At 60.3% G+C, this 16,956-nt stretch carries 20 protein-coding genes; 12 read left to right on the top strand and 8 right to left on the bottom strand.

What is annotated here, in order from left to right:
• Positions 1 to 50: 50 nt before the first annotated feature.
• A complete protein-coding gene (locus OOF89_RS03980) occupies positions 51 to 260 on the bottom strand; it encodes a hypothetical protein (RefSeq protein WP_266078676.1) in 210 nt (69 codons plus the stop codon).
• 94 nt (positions 261 to 354) lie between these two features.
• A complete protein-coding gene (locus OOF89_RS03975) occupies positions 355 to 477 on the bottom strand; it encodes a hypothetical protein (RefSeq protein ID WP_266078674.1) in 123 nt (40 codons plus the stop codon).
• A gap of 33 nt (positions 478 to 510) precedes the next feature.
• On the opposite strand from OOF89_RS03975, the gene OOF89_RS03970 reads away from it, so the two are divergent.
• Positions 511 to 684, top strand: coding sequence for a hypothetical protein (locus tag OOF89_RS03970; RefSeq protein ID WP_266078672.1), 174 nt, complete (start codon positions 511 to 513; stop codon positions 682 to 684).
• Between the two features lie 20 nt (positions 685 to 704).
• Here the strand turns inward: OOF89_RS03970 and OOF89_RS03965 are convergent, their stop codons facing one another.
• Positions 705 to 1,091, bottom strand: coding sequence for an SHOCT domain-containing protein (locus OOF89_RS03965; RefSeq protein ID WP_266078670.1), 387 nt, complete (start codon positions 1,089 to 1,091; stop codon positions 705 to 707).
• Between the two features lie 81 nt (positions 1,092 to 1,172).
• Between OOF89_RS03965 and OOF89_RS03960 the strand changes: the two genes are divergently transcribed.
• The 6 genes from OOF89_RS03960 to OOF89_RS03935 all read left to right on the top strand — a co-directional run bounded on the left by OOF89_RS03960 (position 1,173) and on the right by OOF89_RS03935 (position 6,578).
• Positions 1,173 to 2,492 (top strand): cytochrome P450, encoded by a 1,320-nt coding sequence (locus OOF89_RS03960; protein ID WP_266078668.1) that lies wholly within the window; start codon positions 1,173 to 1,175, stop codon positions 2,490 to 2,492.
• Between the two features lie 173 nt (positions 2,493 to 2,665).
• Complete coding sequence (locus OOF89_RS03955; protein WP_266078666.1) at positions 2,666 to 2,878, top strand: hypothetical protein; 213 nt, start codon at positions 2,666 to 2,668, stop codon at positions 2,876 to 2,878.
• 41 nt (positions 2,879 to 2,919) lie between these two features.
• A complete protein-coding gene (locus OOF89_RS03950) occupies positions 2,920 to 3,180 on the top strand; it encodes a hypothetical protein (RefSeq protein WP_266078664.1) in 261 nt (86 codons plus the stop codon).
• Positions 3,181 to 3,220: 40 nt separating this feature from the next.
• The gene (locus tag OOF89_RS03945; RefSeq protein WP_266078662.1) at positions 3,221 to 3,742 is read left to right on the top strand and encodes a peptidylprolyl isomerase; all 522 of its coding nucleotides are present in this window, start codon (positions 3,221 to 3,223) and stop codon (positions 3,740 to 3,742) included.
• Positions 3,743 to 4,010: 268 nt separating this feature from the next.
• Positions 4,011 to 5,681: a DUF255 domain-containing protein gene (locus tag OOF89_RS03940; RefSeq protein WP_266078660.1), complete on the top strand. Its 1,671-nt coding sequence runs from the start codon at positions 4,011 to 4,013 to the stop codon at positions 5,679 to 5,681.
• 90 nt (positions 5,682 to 5,771) lie between these two features.
• Entirely contained in the window at positions 5,772 to 6,578 is an 807-nt protein-coding gene (locus OOF89_RS03935) for a TrmB family transcriptional regulator (RefSeq protein WP_266078657.1), read from the top strand.
• Between the two features lie 10 nt (positions 6,579 to 6,588).
• Here the strand turns inward: OOF89_RS03935 and OOF89_RS03930 are convergent, their stop codons facing one another.
• Complete coding sequence (locus OOF89_RS03930) at positions 6,589 to 7,206, bottom strand: MogA/MoaB family molybdenum cofactor biosynthesis protein (RefSeq protein WP_266078655.1); 618 nt, start codon at positions 7,204 to 7,206, stop codon at positions 6,589 to 6,591.
• An 86-nt stretch (positions 7,207 to 7,292) separates the two neighbouring features.
• On the opposite strand from OOF89_RS03930, the gene OOF89_RS03925 reads away from it, so the two are divergent.
• The 5 genes from OOF89_RS03925 to OOF89_RS03905 all read left to right on the top strand — a co-directional run bounded on the left by OOF89_RS03925 (position 7,293) and on the right by OOF89_RS03905 (position 12,184).
• Positions 7,293 to 8,333, top strand: coding sequence for a zinc-binding dehydrogenase (locus OOF89_RS03925; RefSeq protein ID WP_266078653.1), 1,041 nt, complete (start codon positions 7,293 to 7,295; stop codon positions 8,331 to 8,333).
• Entirely contained in the window at positions 8,333 to 8,524 is a 192-nt protein-coding gene (locus tag OOF89_RS03920) for a hypothetical protein (protein WP_266078651.1), read from the top strand. Before OOF89_RS03925 ends, OOF89_RS03920 begins: the two co-directional genes overlap by 1 nt.
• Positions 8,525 to 8,576: 52 nt before the next feature.
• Positions 8,577 to 9,302, top strand: a complete 726-nt coding sequence (locus tag OOF89_RS03915; RefSeq protein ID WP_266078649.1) for a helix-turn-helix domain-containing protein — start codon at positions 8,577 to 8,579, stop codon at positions 9,300 to 9,302.
• Between the two features lie 75 nt (positions 9,303 to 9,377).
• The gene (locus tag OOF89_RS03910; RefSeq protein ID WP_266078647.1) at positions 9,378 to 11,345 is read left to right on the top strand and encodes a S9 family peptidase; all 1,968 of its coding nucleotides are present in this window, start codon (positions 9,378 to 9,380) and stop codon (positions 11,343 to 11,345) included.
• The gene (locus OOF89_RS03905) at positions 11,342 to 12,184 is read left to right on the top strand and encodes a M55 family metallopeptidase (RefSeq protein WP_266078644.1); all 843 of its coding nucleotides are present in this window, start codon (positions 11,342 to 11,344) and stop codon (positions 12,182 to 12,184) included. The genes OOF89_RS03910 and OOF89_RS03905 overlap by 4 nt, the downstream gene beginning before the upstream one ends.
• Before the next feature lie 212 nt (positions 12,185 to 12,396).
• Here the strand turns inward: OOF89_RS03905 and dacB are convergent, their stop codons facing one another.
• From dacB to OOF89_RS03885, 4 genes are read right to left on the bottom strand one after another with little or no spacing between them, the layout of a single operon-like run.
• On the bottom strand, positions 12,397 to 13,617 hold the full coding sequence (dacB, locus tag OOF89_RS03900; RefSeq protein WP_266078642.1) for a D-alanyl-D-alanine carboxypeptidase/D-alanyl-D-alanine endopeptidase: 1,221 nt from the start codon (positions 13,615 to 13,617) through the stop codon (positions 12,397 to 12,399).
• On the bottom strand, positions 13,611 to 14,894 hold the full coding sequence (locus tag OOF89_RS03895) for an ABC transporter ATP-binding protein (RefSeq protein WP_266078640.1): 1,284 nt from the start codon (positions 14,892 to 14,894) through the stop codon (positions 13,611 to 13,613). Before OOF89_RS03895 ends, dacB begins: the two co-directional genes overlap by 7 nt.
• A complete protein-coding gene (locus tag OOF89_RS03890) occupies positions 14,891 to 15,901 on the bottom strand; it encodes an ABC transporter ATP-binding protein (RefSeq protein ID WP_266078638.1) in 1,011 nt (336 codons plus the stop codon). Before OOF89_RS03890 ends, OOF89_RS03895 begins: the two co-directional genes overlap by 4 nt.
• Positions 15,898 to 16,956, bottom strand: coding sequence for an ABC transporter permease (locus OOF89_RS03885; protein WP_266078637.1), 1,059 nt, complete (start codon positions 16,954 to 16,956; stop codon positions 15,898 to 15,900). The genes OOF89_RS03890 and OOF89_RS03885 overlap by 4 nt, the downstream gene beginning before the upstream one ends.

Below are 16,956 nucleotides of genomic sequence, written 5' to 3'. Positions count from 1 at the left end.
TGTCGATGCGTGCTTGTCAATGATACCTACCGCCATGTGGGTATCACGTGTCACCCCCTATCGTCGTCTGTCGCCTGTGCTATGGCGGTATCGTGGCCGCTTGCTACGTCTTCCACTCCTCCGACGACCTCCATCTCCGGGTCGGTTCCATCGCCCTCTTTCGCGTCAGTTACCGAGACGATCGCTCCCGCTCCACCCAGCAGCATCAGTAAAACGAGCAGTATCGCCAGTATTCGCTTGTGCCGTAATCCTTCGTTCATTTTCCCATCCCACGTCACGACAGCGACGCGAACAATGGTACGCTCGTCGTCATCGTATACGTGTCGGTGAATCTGAGTCTTTGGCCTCGAACCGCTACCCGTCGGTGGGTTCGCCTTGGAGTCTTCGAATCAACCAAACGAACGTGAGGAGTGCAACCCCCGTCAAAACGTGCTTCGCCAGTTCGCGCCACTCCGGCCGTTTTCGTTCTTGTTCCATGGATTACAGTCGGGTGAGAGGACCAAATGGATTGTGGCGAGTTATGAGGGAGGAGTCGAAGTCGTCGTTTCTGCTGTCCCTTTCGTGGCAGCCTCAGTTCCGATCCCGACCGAACCGACACATCCAGCGAGGTCAACCGAGAGGGGAGAGCCAGAAACCAATCTCACGTCGCTTCGGCAGTTCGTCGGAGTCGGGACGACGGCATAGACTTTCTAGCCAGTTGCATCTCAACTCAATTCGCGTTCGTTCCGCGTTCTCTGTGCTTTCACGTCCTCGACGGTCTCGTTCTCCAGCAGCAGGTCAACCCGACGCTCGAACTCACCTTCGTCGATTTTGCCGCTCGCGTATCGGCTTCGAAGTATGTCGAGGGCATCCTGCTGTTCGTCCACCGGTTCCGATTTCGGTTCGTCTTCTCGCCGTTCGCTCTCGCTTTCCCACCCGAACACTGCGTTGGAGAGAATAGTCAAAATGGGGAGTACTACGGCGAACCCGAGGGCGAACACCATCCAGAACCACTCATACCCGAGAAACAGCGCTGTCAATCCGAAACCGAGGACGAGAAGCGTGACAATCGGTGGAATTTGCCTCTCAAGCGATCGGTGACTGCTGTCCATGTTCTTCTCTTCTCCACGAAGTATAAAATCACTGTCACCCGTTGGGCGAGGGTTCTTACCGTCTGCGACCTACTGTCTCACATGGCAGGCCGAGTGCCATCGGGGCCGGAGGGGGTACCGTTTCTTGGGTCGAGTCTCCGCTACGCCGACGACCCGCTGGGGTTCATGGAACGTGTCGCGGACGAGTACGGCGACGTCGCTCGAATGGATGTGTATACGCAGGAAGTGTATCAGGTCACCGACCCCGAAGCCATTCGCCGCGTTCTCGTAACGAACGCGGCGAACTACCGCAAGCCGAGTTTGGGTGGCGACGAAGGGTTGGGCGGGCTGCTCGGCGATGGGTTGCTGACGAGCAACGGGGAGCACTGGCAGCGCCAGCGAAAAATCATGCAACCGTCCTTCTACGGCGATAAACTGAACGAGTACGCCGACATCATCGTCCGCGATACGGAGACGCTGGCGGATTCGTGGCACGACGGCAAACACATAGATATCCACCGCGAGATGTCCGAACTCACCCTTCGAATCGTCGTCGAGAGTTTGCTCGGTGCGCGAATCGACGGGATGGAGCGAACCATCCGCGAAGCACTGTTGGAGGTCGGCGAGCGGTTCCGCCCCGGCCCGCAGGGATTCGTCCCCGAAGAGGTGCCGACGCCGCGGAACGTTCGCTATCGCCGGTCGGTCGAGATCCTAGACCGGATCCTTCGCGAAGTTCGCAGAGAACACGACGTTCACGGCTCGGAAGACGACTTGCTCGGAACGCTTCTCGGAGAGGAGGCGGACGGACGACTGGACGAGGGATCGGTCCGGAACGAGATGATGACGATGTTGCTCGCGGGCCACGACACGACTGCCTTAACCCTCACGTACGCTTGGGATCTCCTGTCGAGGCATCCCGAGAAGGAACGAACGTTCCACGACGAACTCGATTCGGTAGTCGACGAGTCCCCGACCATCGCCGACCTCGGGAAACTGAATTATTTGGAGACCGTGGTGATGGAGGCGATGCGCCTCTACCCGCCCGCCTACGTCGTTTATCGACAGGCGGCGGAAGCCGATGAACTCGCCGGATTTCATATTCCTGCCGGAACCATCGTCGCTACGCCGCAGTGGGTCGTCCACCGAGACGAACGGTTTTTCGACGACCCCGAAGCGTTCCGTCCGGAACGATGGACGAACGAGTTCCGCCGGGACCTTCCCGAATTTGCCTACTTCCCGTTCGGCGGTGGCACGCGCAAATGCATCGGCGACGGGTTCGCCATGCGTGAGGCAAAACTCGTGTTGGCGACGCTCGGAAGTCGGTTCGCGTTCGAACGAATATCCGACACGCCGCTCTCGCTGGTTCCGTTTGTCACGATTCATCCCGAAGACCCGGTCGAGATGACGGTTCGCGCTCGATAAGTAGTCTATTTTCCGGACCACGGAGGTGACGGATCCCGGCGAGCGTCCCGTCGCGATCCATGTTCGAAACGTTTCACGGCCGGACGGGTCATTGATTTTCGTACTCCCACGGGTGTCCATTTCGCTGAACCCGAACCGAGCGATTCACCCGGGTCGAATACGTAGGCGGTGGTATGAGCACAGGGAACGCGGCTGGAAAGGTGCGATTCGGGCTGGCGCTGGCGCTCGGTGTCATCGTCCCCGGGATGTCGAAATACGTGTTGACCGAGATGGGATACGGGCTGGTCGGTACTGCCGTCTTCTACACGGGCTATCTCACCGCCGCGCTTCTCATCTGGTACATCTGGGTCAGACCGCTGGAACTGACCGGATCGAGCGGGGCATAGCGGAAGTTTAAAGGAGAACTCACACCGACTCACGGACAGGAATGCTTGAGTTCGTCCCACTCCCACTCATCGACGACTTCCTCATCAAATACAACGTGGGACAGGCGGTCTTCGTCCTGTTCGCGCTCTCACTACTGGCCGCGATTCCGCTAAAGTCCCGGAAGGTACTGTCGTTGAACACCATCCTGTTCGGTCTGCTGTTCCTCATCGTCGTGGCGATGGGTGCACCGGCCCACTTCGCCTATCTCGGCGTCGCACTGCTGGTTATCGCCCCATTGCTGTACACGACCGCGAGCAGATAGGATAGAACGCTTTTTTCCCCTGGAGATAGACGGTTCGTCTATGGCAGACGACCTGACAGCCACGCTTCACACGAACCACGGCGACATCGAGGTACGACTGTTCGACGAGCGCGCACCCCGCACCGTCCAGAACTTCGTCGGACTCGCGACGGGCGACCGGGACTGGACCGACCCGAAATCCGGCGACAAAGTCTCCGGCGAACCCCTCTACGACGACGTGCTCTTCCACCGCGTCATCGACGACTTCATGATTCAGGGCGGCGACCCGACCGGAACCGGCCGCGGCGGTCCCGGCTACCAGTTCGACGACGAGTTCCACCCCGAACTCAAACACGACAGCGAGGGCATCCTCTCGATGGCGAACTCCGGCCCGAACACCAACGGCTCGCAGTTCTTCATCACGCTCGCCCCGACGCCGCACCTCGACAACAAACACTCCGTCTTCGGCGAAGTCATCGACGGCATGGATGTCGTCACGGAAATCGGCTCCGTGGACACGGACCGACAGGACAAACCGAAGAGCGACGTCGTGCTCGAGTCGATCGAAGTTCACGACGAATAACGACGCCGAGGAGTCGCGGACAGTTTTTTTCCGTGCTCGACTGTTGATACACCGACGACGGCAACGAGGGTGATACAGCGACGACCTTCGAGGTTGCACGCCCGAACGCACGTTATTTGAGTCGTACCGATCGAACCGCTCACCGTTTCACGTGAATCTCGCCTTGCGAACTCCCACAAGTCAACAGTCCTGGCGATACCCTTCGAAACCGTCTCCCCCAAGCGCGCGATTCCGAAATCACTTCCCCGTCCATCCCAAACCCCCGCGCATGGACGAGTCCGCGAAAGGAACGAAGATCGAGTGGCGAGAGTGGGGTTCGGACGCCTTTTCCGAGGCGCAAGACGAGAACAAACCCGTCCTCCTGTCCCTCTCCGCGCGGTGGTGTTCGTGGTGTCACGAGATGGACGAGACGACGTATTCGATACCGACGTTGGCGGCGAACGTCAACGACTCGTTCGTCCCGGTCCGAGTGGATATCGACCGACATCCCCGCGTTCGCGAGCGATACAACATGGGCGGATTCCCGACGACGGTCTTCCTCACGCCGGAAGGCGAACATCTGACCGGTGCGACCTTCCTCGACCACGACACGATGCGACAGGTCGTCGGGCAGGTTCGCGACCTCTGGAAACACAAAGGGCGAGAAGCGGCACAGGTGCCGCGAAACGTACGCGACCAAAACCCGCCCGCTGACGACGTAACCGAGGAAATCGAGCGCCTCCTGGTCGGACAGGTCGAGGACCGATTCGACGCGACACATGGCGGATGGGGTGACGATGCGAAGTTCCCGCTCCCTCGGACCGTCGAATTCGCGCTGAAACGAGACCGGGAGCGCGCACTCGCCACCTTGTCGCCGATCACGGCGAACCTTTTCGACGACTACGAGGGTGGATTCTTCCGCTACGCGGGAACTCGCGACTGGAACGACGTTCATCACGAAAAAGTGCTCGACGCAAACGCCGCACTCGTGCGCGCATACGCGAACGCCTACCTGTACACGGGCGAGGAACGCTACCGCGACCCCGCCGAGAAAACGATCGAATATCTGACGACGACGCTCTGGAACGGCGAGGCCTTCGGTGGAAGCCAGCAACCCGGCGATGGATACTACGATGGTGATGCGAGCGACCGCGAGAGCGAAGACGCCCCGGCCATCGATTCGACCGCCTTCGCCGACTGGAACGCGCTGGCAGCGGATGCCTTACTGACGTTTGCGGCCTACACTGACGACGACCACGCTCGTCGCTACGCCGAACGAACTCTCGACTTTCTCGATTCGCTCATCGATGACGGTGCCGTCGCCCACTATCGAGACGGCGACGAGAGTGACGAAATCGAGGGGGGCGAATCCGGACTGCTCGCCGACCAGGCGTACGTCGTTCGTGCGTTCACCACCGCCGCCCAAGTACTTGGAGACGGAACTGACGACGGGAATTCCGGCTACCTCGACACTGCGTGCGAAGTCACCGACTACACGATCGATACGCTTCAGCAGGACGACGGCGCGTTCGTCGACGGACCGATCGAAGGGCCTGGACTGCTCGACCGGCCGCTCCGTCCCGTCGATGGAAACGCGGCGCTCGCCGACGCACTGGTGGACCTCTCAGTTCTCACCGACGACCCACGATACGAGGAGACGGCAGCGGAGGCACTCGGTGCTTTTGCCGGCGCGGCGGACCGAATCGGTGTTCAGGTTGCTGGCTACGGAACCGCGGCATCGCGCGTGTGTAGACAACCACTCACGATCGTCGTCGCTACGCCGTCCGGATCCGACCTTCATCGCGCTGCACTCCGGATTGCGGACCACGAGAAAGTTGTCGTCCCGAACGCGGACGGCGAATTCGAGGATGGACACGCCTACCTCGTTGCAGAAGACACGGTATCCGACCCGGCGAGCACACCTGCCGAACTGAACGAACTCGCAGCGGATTTGTTTTAAAATGCAATCAGTAGATAAAAACGAGCATGCGGTTAAAATCTCGGCGAACGCACGTAGCGTTTTTATAGAGCTAGCGTAATGTCAACAGATATGGCAAGTCTCCGCGATTTAGGCCTCTCCGAATACGAAGCGCGGGCGTATCGGGCACTGTTGAACACCGGTCCGACCACGGCGAAGGAGCTTTCGCGCGCGAGTGAAGTTCCGATGGGTCGAATATACGACGTCCTCAACAGTTTGGAGACGCACAACCTCGTCCGCAGTCAGAGCGCGAGTCGTCCGAAAAAGTACGTCGCCGTCGAACCGGGAACCGCGCTCGACCGACTGCTGGACGACAAACTGCAGGAACTGGACGCGAAAGCGGAGCAGTACGAGGACATCGTCGATGAGTTGGGAACGGAACTCGACAACACGGAACCGCCCATCGAGGAAGGATTTTGGACGGCGGCAGTCGGCCCGGAAGAATCACTCGAACTGCTGATCGAACGGTTGGACGCCGCCGAGGATCGCATTGTCATGGTTGCTGGTCGTGTGTCGCCGACGTTCGACATCGGTGATGTCGGTGAAACCGTCACCAAACATATCGAGCAAGCCCTCTCCCGTGACGTCGAAGTCTCGGTGCTCATGTCGCCGGAACTCGTCCGCACGTTGCCGCCGAGCGTCGGTGACCGATACGCGACCACCCTCTCCGACCATCCGAAATTCTCCGTGCGGACGACCTCGAAACTCGATGGGACGTTCAATCTCATCGACGAAATAGAGGTGTGTATCGAGGTCGCAAACCCCCTCTCACCGGGCGAAGCGTTCGCCATGATCGACCTCAAGGATCCGGAGTTCGCCGCGAACGTGAACAGCCAGTTCACTTCTCGATGGGAAGTGGCGGAACCGCTTCGTCTCTAAGATTCCATCCCTACTCCCGTCCGGAGAGTCCGACGAGGTGACCTACTTCCGGCAGGAGGATTTCGTCGGTACCGAGGCGAACCGCGTTTTCGCTCCCGGGAAGACAACAGACGATGACACCATCGACGACACCTGCTGTCGTTCTCGTCCCGACGACTTTCGTCCCGATTTCGTCGTAGGAGAGGGTGCGGAACAGTTCACCGAATCCCGGAAGTTCCTTTTCGAGGAGCGGTGTTACCGCCTCGACGGTCACGTCGTCGGGCGTGACGCCGGTTCCACCGGTCGTCACGACCACATCGACGTCCTTTCTGCCGACGAGGTTATCCACTGTTTTTTGTACTGAATCGTAATCGTCCGCGACTAATTCACGGGTCACCAAGTCGTGCCCTTCGCTTTCGACCAGTTCGGCGATGGCATCTCCCGCGGGGTCCTCGTCGAGCGAACGCGAGGACGAGACGGTGACGACGCCAAACCCGAGTTCGTCTACGTCGTGTGCGTGATGGTCGTGTTCGTGCCGCTGGTCGTCGTGGTGGTTCCCGTCCTTCCCCGTATTCGATTCGTCCCCCACTTCCTCGTCTTCGTCGTCCGTCGATGCCCGGCGTGTGTCACGTGACTGAAGATCGACCATGGCCGTTCTTTCCCGTTGCGCTTCCTAAAAGTCGTCGGCGAATCCGTTGAGTTACAGTTTTACGCCTCCCCTCTAACCAACTGTACATGAAAGCCGTCCAGTTCGAAGGACACGGCGGGACGGAGGTTATCGACTACGCGGAGTTCCCCGACCCGGAACCTGCGCGCGACGAAGTTCTCGTCGATATGAAGGCGGGCGCGCTGAACCACTTGGACGTGTGGACGCGACGTGGGTTGCCCGGACTCACGCTCGATATGCCACACGTCCCCGGCAGTGACGGTGCGGGCGAAGTCATCGAGGTCGGCGAGGGCGTAACCCGATTCGAGCCCGGCGACCGCGTCGCCCTCTCGGCGGGCGTCAGTTGCGGAAACTGCGAGTACTGCCGCCACGGCGAACATTCGCTGTGTGTCAAATACCATATCATCGGCGAGCACATTCGCGGCGTTCACAGCGAACTCGCCGCGATTCCAGAGGACAATCTGCTCCCGGTCCCGGAGGACGTTTCGTGGGAGACTGCTGCCGCCGCGCCACTCGTCTTCCAAACTGCGTGGCGCATGCTTCTCACGCGTGGCGACGTTCGACCCGGTGAGGACGTGCTGGTCCTCGGCGCGTCCGGCGGCGTCGGCCACGCCGCCGTTCAAATCGCCGACTACGCAGGTGCGACGGTGTATGCCACGGGAAGTAGCGAGGAAAAACTCGACCACGCTCACGAACTCGGTGCGGACTACGCCATCAACTATGAGGACGACGACTTCGCCCACCAAATTCGTGAACTAACTGGCAAACGCGGCGTCGATGTGGTGGTAGACCACATCGGTGCGGCCACATGGCAGGATTCCCTAAAGAGTCTGGCCAAGGGCGGACGGGTTCTCACCTGCGGTGCGACGACGGGCGGACGACCGGAAACCGACATCAACCGCATCTTCTGGAATCAGCTCTCGGTCATCGGTTCCACGATGGCATCCCACGGCGAGGCGGACGACGTGATGGAACTGGTCTGGGACGGTACCTTCGAACCCGCGATTCGAGCGGTGCTTCCGATGAGCGAGACGGCACGCGCTCACGAACTACTCGAGAACCGCGATGGGTTTGGAAAAGTCGTCGTCAAACCGGATAGCGAACTGTGATGGCTGAAAACAGGGAGTTCGGACGAAGTGGATGGGTTTTGGTTGCAGTGATGGTACTGGCGTTCATCATCGCGCCACTGCTCATCTACATCAATCCGCCGTATCTCCCGTTCAAGTTCGCATACATCGTCGTACCGCTGGTTCCGGCGATTCTGCTCGGTGCGACCGCGGTTTGGGCCGCCCAGCGCTAAATGTACGTTGAAAAGTATACAAATTTTTCACTGAGTGGTGTGACCACGTATCATGAGTGTTATCCACGTCAGAGACCAACACGATGGGACTTCACATCGACAGGTCGAACTCAAACTGTGGCATCCGGGCTGTTGGACCCTCGAAGTGACCGAGGAGTTCGATGGAACACACATTCTGGAAAAGTCGCTCTACCCGACCGACGAGACGGTCAAGGGGGATTTCATCCTCGTTTCCGAGGGTGACCACGATATCGAAACGCTGGTCGAAGCCATCGACGCCCACCGCGTGGTCGAGAGCACCGCCATTCTAAAGGACGGTGGGAGCCGTGCCCGTATCGTCGTCACGTATCAACGCGCATCGAGCATCGTCCCCGAAATCGTCAATTCGGAGTTCATGCCCATCGAACCGGTTCATATCACCGGTGGATACGAACACTGGACAGTCCTCGTGCGCTCCGACCGACTCGAAGCCGTGTTCGCCAGAATGGAAGGGGAGTACGATATCACACTGGAAGCGATACAGGAGGTAAACCCCCGAGATAACGTCGAATTTGCCGACACCAGCGATCAGATCTACGACTCGCTATCGACCCGGCAGACGGAGTGTCTCTTCGAAGCACACGATGCCGGCTACTACAATTGGCCACGCGAGATATCGGCAAACGATATCGCCGAGAATTTCGGTATCAGCGGCCCGACCTTCCTCGAACATCTCCGGAAGGGTGAGCAGAAAGTACTCGACGCGTTTCTGACGAAACTCGCCGGACGGAACTACTGACCGCTCGACCGAACCGTTCCCGTCGACCTCGCCGAAGTGGGAATCGCTATGAGGGAGTACGTAATTTACGATGGTATGTCATCGAACCTCACGCTTTCCGACGTTCTCGACGTGGAGTATCCCGCTCCTCCCTCGTGGTCTTCGGACGGTGAATTTCTCGCCACCACGATGTACGAAGACGACGGAAACGTTCTCCTCGTCTCCGACCGAACGGGAGACCGGACGTGGCGTTTCGCTCCCGAAGAAGGCTTCGTCTCCGAATTTTCGTGGTCACCGACCGCTCCGGAACTGCTCGTCGCCACCGACGGTGGCGACCTCCTCCTCGCCGTCCCGAACGAACGGACGACACGACGACTCATATCCGGTTCGGACGACCGCGAAGCTTACACGTGGTCGAACGACGGGTCCCGATTCGCCTTCTATCGCGACGGCCGACCCGTCGTTCGTGACGCCGTAACGGGCGACGAACGAACGTACGACGTACCGGTACGTGGTCCGTTCCTCGGTGAATCCCGGATGTTTGCGTGGTCGGACGACGACGTCTCTCTCGCGTATCGATTCGTCGACGACGGGACGACGCAGATCGGCGTCGTCGATGTCGAGAACGACGAACTGGTGTGGCGTACTCGAGACGAGACGGCGAGCAGAAGTCCCACGTGGTTGGCCGACGGTCGCATCGTCTTCGACCAGCAAGGTGAGGGTGGACGCGTGCGACGCATCGTCGCAGTCGATCCGACGACCGGCGAGGAAACCGTTCTCGCCCGGGAAATCGACCGCGAACGCGGCGTCGTCTCACAGGGAGCAACGGAGGTGTCCCCCGATGGAACCCGAATCGCGCTCACGCTTCCACTCGACGGCTGGGATCACGTCCACGTGGTCGATACCGAGACTGGCGAACGCACGCAACTGACGGAAGGCACGTTCGAGGACAAAGGAGTCGCCGACGGGGCGCCGCAATGGCGCGACGACGAGACCCTCGTCTTCGCCTCGAATCGAAACGACGCCGGACAACGTCACATCTTTTCGGTCACGCTCGACGGTGCGACGGAATCACTCGTCGAAACGGCAGGGACGAACGTCTCACCCCGTCCATCCCCCGACGGTAGTGCGCTCGCGTATCTACACGCGGACCGCCACCGTTCGCCGGAACTTCGTGTCGATGTGGATGGGCACACCAATCGAATCACTCGGTCGTCAGTCGAGAACTGGCCAGTCCCACCCATCGAGCCGGAGCGAATCGAGTTCGAAAGCGCGGGCCGGCACATCGAGAGCTATCTGCTCGACCCCCGAAAATTCGAGACGGTTGCGGGCGATGCGACCGACCTGCCTGCGGTCGTCTGTGTTCACGGCGGACCGATGCGCCAGATGCGCGATGGCTGGCACCCATCGCGCTCCTACAGCCTGTTCTACACGTTTCATCAGTATCTCGCCGAAAGGGGATACATCGGTCTATTCGTCAACTACCGCGGTGGTATCGGCTATGGTCGGGACTTTCGACAGGCGATCGCGGGCGTCAGAGGTGCCGACGAAATCGAGGACGTTGCACGGGCGGGACAGTATCTAAAAGAACTCGACTATGTCGATTCCGACTCGGTCGCCGTCTGGGGACTTTCGTACGGTGGCTACGCCACGCTCCAAGTGCTCGGTACACATCCCGACGTATTCTCGCTCGGTATCAACCTCGCCGGACTCGCGGACCTCGAACTATATCGCGACTGGGCAGAAGAGACGAAATATCCGGCCGCTACCTCCGCGGAAGTGCTCCGGATGGGTGGCGAACCGTGGGACGTCCCGGAACGCTGGGCCGAAGCATCGCCGGTGACGCACATGGATCGCTACGAGGCGCCACTGTACAACTTCCACGGGACCGCCGACAGCTACGTCAACTTCGAACAGTTGGACCTCGTCGTGGAAACGCTCACCGACCTCGGAAAGGAGTTCGACGCCGACCACTACCCCGGCGAAAATCACGTCTTTTCGAAACGGGCGACGTGGGAACGAACGCTGGCGAAGGTCGAACGAACGCTGGAGGCGTCACGATGAACGTCTTCGTTTCCGCCGATATGGAAGGCATCACGGGCATCGCCGACCCGCGCGACGTCGTGAAAGACGAAGCGGACTACGACGATGGACGGAAGCTGATGGTCGGCGACGTGAACGCCGCAGTCGAAGGTTCACTCGCGGCTGGCGCGGAGAGAGTGCTCGTCAACGATTCACATTCCTCGATGACGAACCTCCCTCGGAGTGCGCTCCACGACGGCGCTCGCTTGATTCGGGGTGGAACGAAACCCCGGTCCATGATGCAGGGACTGACCGCTGACCACGGCGTCGCCTTTTTCATCGGCTATCACGCCAAGGCCGGAACGCCTGCGGCCGTCCTGAACCACACGTTCTACGCGCAAGAACTCGTCGCGCTTCGCGTGAACGACGGCGAGGTCGGCGAACTCGGATGGAACGCCGGACTCGCCCGCTCGCTCGGCGTTCCGATCGGGCTCGTGACGGGCGACGACGCGACCGAAACCGAGGCTCGTGACGAACTGGGGGACGTGGAAACTGCCGTCGTCAAGGACGGAATCGACCGATTCACGGCCGACTGTCTTCCGATTGAGGCGGCCCGCGAACGGATTCGAACCGCCGCGGAGCGGGCGGTTCGACGGGCCGCAACCGACGACTTCGAGCAATCGGTTCCGGACGAACCGATCGCTATCGAGGCCGACTGGGCGACGACGAATCAAGCCGCTCGTGCGGCAGGGCTACCGTCCGTCGAACGAGCGGGAGGCCGGACGACTCGCGTCGAGGGGACGGACTACGCCGGCGTATTCGAAGCCTCGGTGGCGATGTTACGCGCCGCAGGTGCGGGCCGAAACGAGTGGTACGGATAGTTCGAAGTCGGTGGTTGGGAGGTGACGCTGACACGGGGCGTATTTCGATACCTGTCCACCTTTCGGCGGAACCCTGTTCGCCTGAGACGTCGTCTCCGGTTGAAACCGTCCCCGTGATTTTTAACTGCACCCAGTAACACCTAAACCACAGATCGAACGAGGAAGTCCATCGACTCCCCTTGGCCCGTCTTCGAATAAAAACGCTCGCGAACTCACTCCGCCAGTTCCCGAACGAAATCGTCGATGGTCTCCCGTGCGTTCTCTTCGTCCTCGGCGGTCAACCCCCCGAGAAGCACGGAAAAAATCACGTCGCTCCGTCCGTTATCCCGACGAACGATTCCGGAGAGCGTTCTGCTTCCGGTGAGGGTTCCCGTTTTCGCTCGAACGTCGCAGCCAACATCCGACAGTCGATCTTCGAGGGTTCCCTCGCCGGGTTTCGGGAGCGAGTTGAAAAACGTCTCCGACCACGGTTGCTCCGTGACCCATTCGAGGACGCGAACGATGCCACGGGCGGAAATCAGATTGTACCGCGATAGCCCGGACCCGTCTCGAATTCTGAACGCGCCGACGGTGCGGGAATCGAGGAACTCCTCGATGACTGTTTCCCATTCGCTCCACGACCCCTTTCCACGAACCTCTTTGGCGATGTTTCGAGCGAGTTGTTCCGCGAGGAAGTTGTCGGATGGCACGTTCATCTCCCGAACGAGTTCGGAGACCGGCGGCGATTTCACCGTCGCTATCGGTTCGCCCGACTTCGGTTTTTCCGTGACGTGCAGACCGCCGATGTGAGCCACCCCGACCGCTTCCAGCGCGTCCCGGAACGCGAGCAGGCAGTGACAAACCGGGTCACCGACCGGGACGCGCTCGGTGTTCGATTCGTCAGGTGATCGTCCTTCGATACGAATCGTATCGTCGTCACGAAACATTCGTAACTCGTCCGCGGACGGGTCGATGTTCGTGTCGAGTTCGATAGCACTCGTTCGTGGGGTTATCTCGACCTCCGTGCCCGTCACCGTTACCGAGACTGTATTTCCGTCGAGCGCGAGTGCCGTGCTCTTCGCACCGTACTCGTGCCGTCCGTCTTCCCACATCCATCCCGGCCCACGGGATGCTTCGGAGAACCATCCCACGTCGGCGATGACGTTCGTCACTGTGCCGATGCCGTTGTTTCCGACGCGTTCGGCAAGGACCGACAATCGGTCGAGCGAAAGCGATGGATTTCCCCGCCCTGCGAGCACAAGGGAATCGCCGGATCGAGAAACGTTCGTCTCGAACCGATAGTCCGGGCCGAGATGGTGGTAGGCCAGTGCGGCGGTGAGTAGTTTCGTGTTCGATGCTGGCGGAAGCGGAACGTCCGGGTCGTGTGCTATCAGTTCGTCGCCGCCGAGTTCTTTGGCCACCACGCTCGACGCAAAGGACGCTCCGGTTACCACGAAAATGCCTCTCGCTCGTCGCTCTCCAAGTGACAGGCCGACAGCTGCCCGTCGGCGACTGATTCCAGTTTCGGAATGTGCGCTTCGCAGGGCGACAGATATTCCGCGAGCGTTGATTGCGCCTCATCCCAGTCTCCGTCCGCCGCGTTCGAGATGGCCCGTTCGATGGTCCGGTCGACCGCCGCCGGAAGGCTCGCCGTGAAATAATGCGAGCGAACCGACGCTGGATCGGTATCCGTTTGCAGGTTCTCGTCCCGTACGTCGTTCCGGAGGTCCATGTATTCGCGATATGTGTCCCGAGTGAACGGGTCAGGAATGATGAGTTCGGGACAGCGGGTGTGAAACTTACAGCCCGAAGGGGGATCGCTCGGACTCGGGACGTCGCCGACCAATCTCGATTCCACACCGCGCGTGTCCGGGTCCGGATTCGGAACCGAATCCAGCAGGGCGCGCGTGTAGGGATGATGCGGGTCGGTAAACAATCGGTTAACCGGGCCAGTTTCCACGAAATCACCGAGGTACATCACCGCGACGCGGTCTGCGACGTTCCTGATGACGGAGAGGTCGTGCGTGATGAACAGGTACGTGAGGCCGTACTCCTCCTGTAAATCCTGCATGAGCGAGAGGATCTGTGCCTGCACGCTCATATCGAGACCACTCACGGGTTCGTCGGCGATGACGAGGTCGGGATTGATCGACAGCGCCCGTGCCAGGTTGATTCGTTGGCGTTGTCCGCCCGAGAACTCGTGTGGGTACCGTCCGTAATGCTCCTCCTTCAGGCCGACCTGACCGAGCAGTTCGCGGACGCGCTCCCTGCGTCGTCCTTCGTTCCACCCTGCCGCTTCGAGCGGGTCCGCGATGATGTTCCCGACTTTTCGACGCGGATTGAGACTGGACTGTGGATCTTGGAACACCATCTGGGCGTTTCGTCGAAATTCGTGTTTCGCGTCGCCGTCGAACGTCGTCGTTCTGACGCCGCGGAACTCGACTGCGCCGTCGGTCGGTTCCGTTAAGCCAAGAAGGGTTCGTGCGAGCGTCGATTTGCCACAGCCGGATTCGCCGACGACACCCAGGGTTTCGCCGGGATAGAGGTCGAAGCTCACGCCATCGACCGCTCTGACGCTCCGACTGTCCAGCTCGATCGGAAACCCATCATCCGAATTCCATCGGAGCGAACCAATGAGGCCCGTGTTGACCGGAAAGTGTTTCGTCAGGTTTTCGACCCTGAGTAGCGGTTCGTCGGCTCGTTCCGGGCGTTGCTGCAGGCGTTGACTCATCGTTGACCTCGTTCGTGTAGCATCGGCTCGTTCGCTCCGTAGTCGTCTTTATAGAGGATACACGCCGAGTCGTGATTCGGTCCCACACCGACGCGTGGCGGCTCGATTCGCGAGCAGTCATCGACGGCGACGGGACAGCGCGTACGGAACCGACAGCCGGAGGGCGGGTCGATCGCACTCGGCATCGTCCCCTCGATGGGATTCAGGTCGTCCGCCTGCCGGTCGGGTCGGACGACCGACCGCAGGAGCGACTGCGTATAGGGGTGTTTCGGGTTTCGGTACAGTTCGTCGTAGGGTGCCTGTTCGACCACTTTTCCGAGGTACATCACGGCAACGCGGTCACAGACTTCCCGGACGACGCCGAGGTCGTGGGTGACGTAGACGACGCTCGTGTCGTATTTCTCCTGAATCTCGTCGAACAGGTCCAAAATCTGTGCTTGAATCGTCACGTCCAGCGCCGTCGTCGGTTCGTCCGCGATGATGAGTTTCGGGCTGCACGACAGTGCCATCGCGATGAGCGCCCGCTGGCGCATCCCGCCCGAGAACTCGTGTGGGTACTGATCGGCCCGCTGTTCAGGATCCGGAATTCCCACGTCGTCGAGCAGTTCGACCGCCCTGTCGTGAGCTTCCGACTCCGTGCAGTCGGTGTGATATTCCACGATTTCGGCGATCTGATTTCCGACCGTAAAGACGGGGTTCAACGCCGACATCGGGTCTTGGAAGACGAACGAAATCTCGCTCCCGCGGACGTCCCGTCGAAGTTCGCGTTCGGTGCAGGCGGTGAGGTCACGACCGTCGAACCGAACCGTTCCGTCGACCACCTTGCCGGGTGGGTTGATGAGTCCGAGGAGGCTCTTCACCGTCACGCTCTTTCCGGCCCCACTCTCGCCGACCAACCCAAGCGTCTCGCCGCGGTCCACTTCGAAGCTCACGCCATCGACGGCTTGGACGATTCCTTCTTCGGTGTAGAAGTACGTCCGGAGGTCTTCGACTTCGAGGAGACTCATTGCGTTCGCCTCCCGTCAGTTTCATCTTCGCTCTGCGTTCCGCCATCCGTAGCCGGATTCTCGGTTACCGGGTCGGGGTCGTCGCGCATCGTACTCTCGCTGGAGAGGAAATCGTCGTCCAGTTCGTCCCAGTTCGCCTTGCGGAGCGTCGTTCTGGGGTCCATGGCGTCTCGGAGACCGTCGCCGAGCAGATTGAACCCCATCACGGTGAGGAAAATCATCAGGCCGGGGAACACCGCGACCCACGGGGCGATGATCATGGCTTCTTGTGCTTGATTCAGCATCCGCCCCCACGACGCGGTCGGCGGTTGCACGCCGAATCCGAGGAACGACAGTGCAGCCGCGCCGATAATGACGCCGCCCATCGAGAGCGTTCCCTGCACGACGACCGCAGCCAATCCATTCGGGACGATTTCACGGAAAAGGATGGTTCGGTTCGGCAGTCCGGCGGCTCGAGCCGCTTCGACGTACTCCTCTTCGCGGATGGAAAGCACCTCGGAGCGCATCACACGGGCGTATGCTGGGATACCGATGACCCCGTAGGCGATGAAGAGGTTGTAGACGCTCGGTCCCATGATCGCCATCATAGTCATCGCGAGGACGAGGCTCGGAATCGAGTACAATACCTCTAACAGACGCATGATGAGGTCATCGATTCGACCGCCGAAGTAGGCCGCCGCAGCGCCACACACGATTCCGCCAAGGAAGCTGATTCCGACGGAAATGATACCAATGGCGAGCGCGATTCGGCTTCCGTAAACGATTCGAGAGAGCACGTCCCGACCGAAATTGTCCGTTCCCATCGGATGGTCGAGGGAGGGGGCCGAGTAGGATTCGGCTGTGTTCTGCACGTGGGGGTCCGCGTGAATCGCGGTAATAAGGCTCTTATCGAACACCATGAGGTCGATGGTCGAGAAAATGGCCAGCACGACGAGGATTCCGACGATAACTGCGCCAGCGATTGCCGTTGGACTGTGTCGGAGTTCCCGAATCGTCCCCATAAGCCGGCTTTCGGTGTCGATGCCCGTCTCGGTAAGTGATTTGCTCGTACTCAT

The sequence above is a fragment of the Haladaptatus caseinilyticus genome (genome assembly GCF_026248685.1).
GTDB lineage: Archaea > Halobacteriota > Halobacteria > Halobacteriales > Haladaptataceae > Haladaptatus > Haladaptatus caseinilyticus.
The sequence above is the reverse complement of the archived record's forward strand: the minus strand, read 5'-3'. Positions and strand labels throughout refer to the sequence as shown.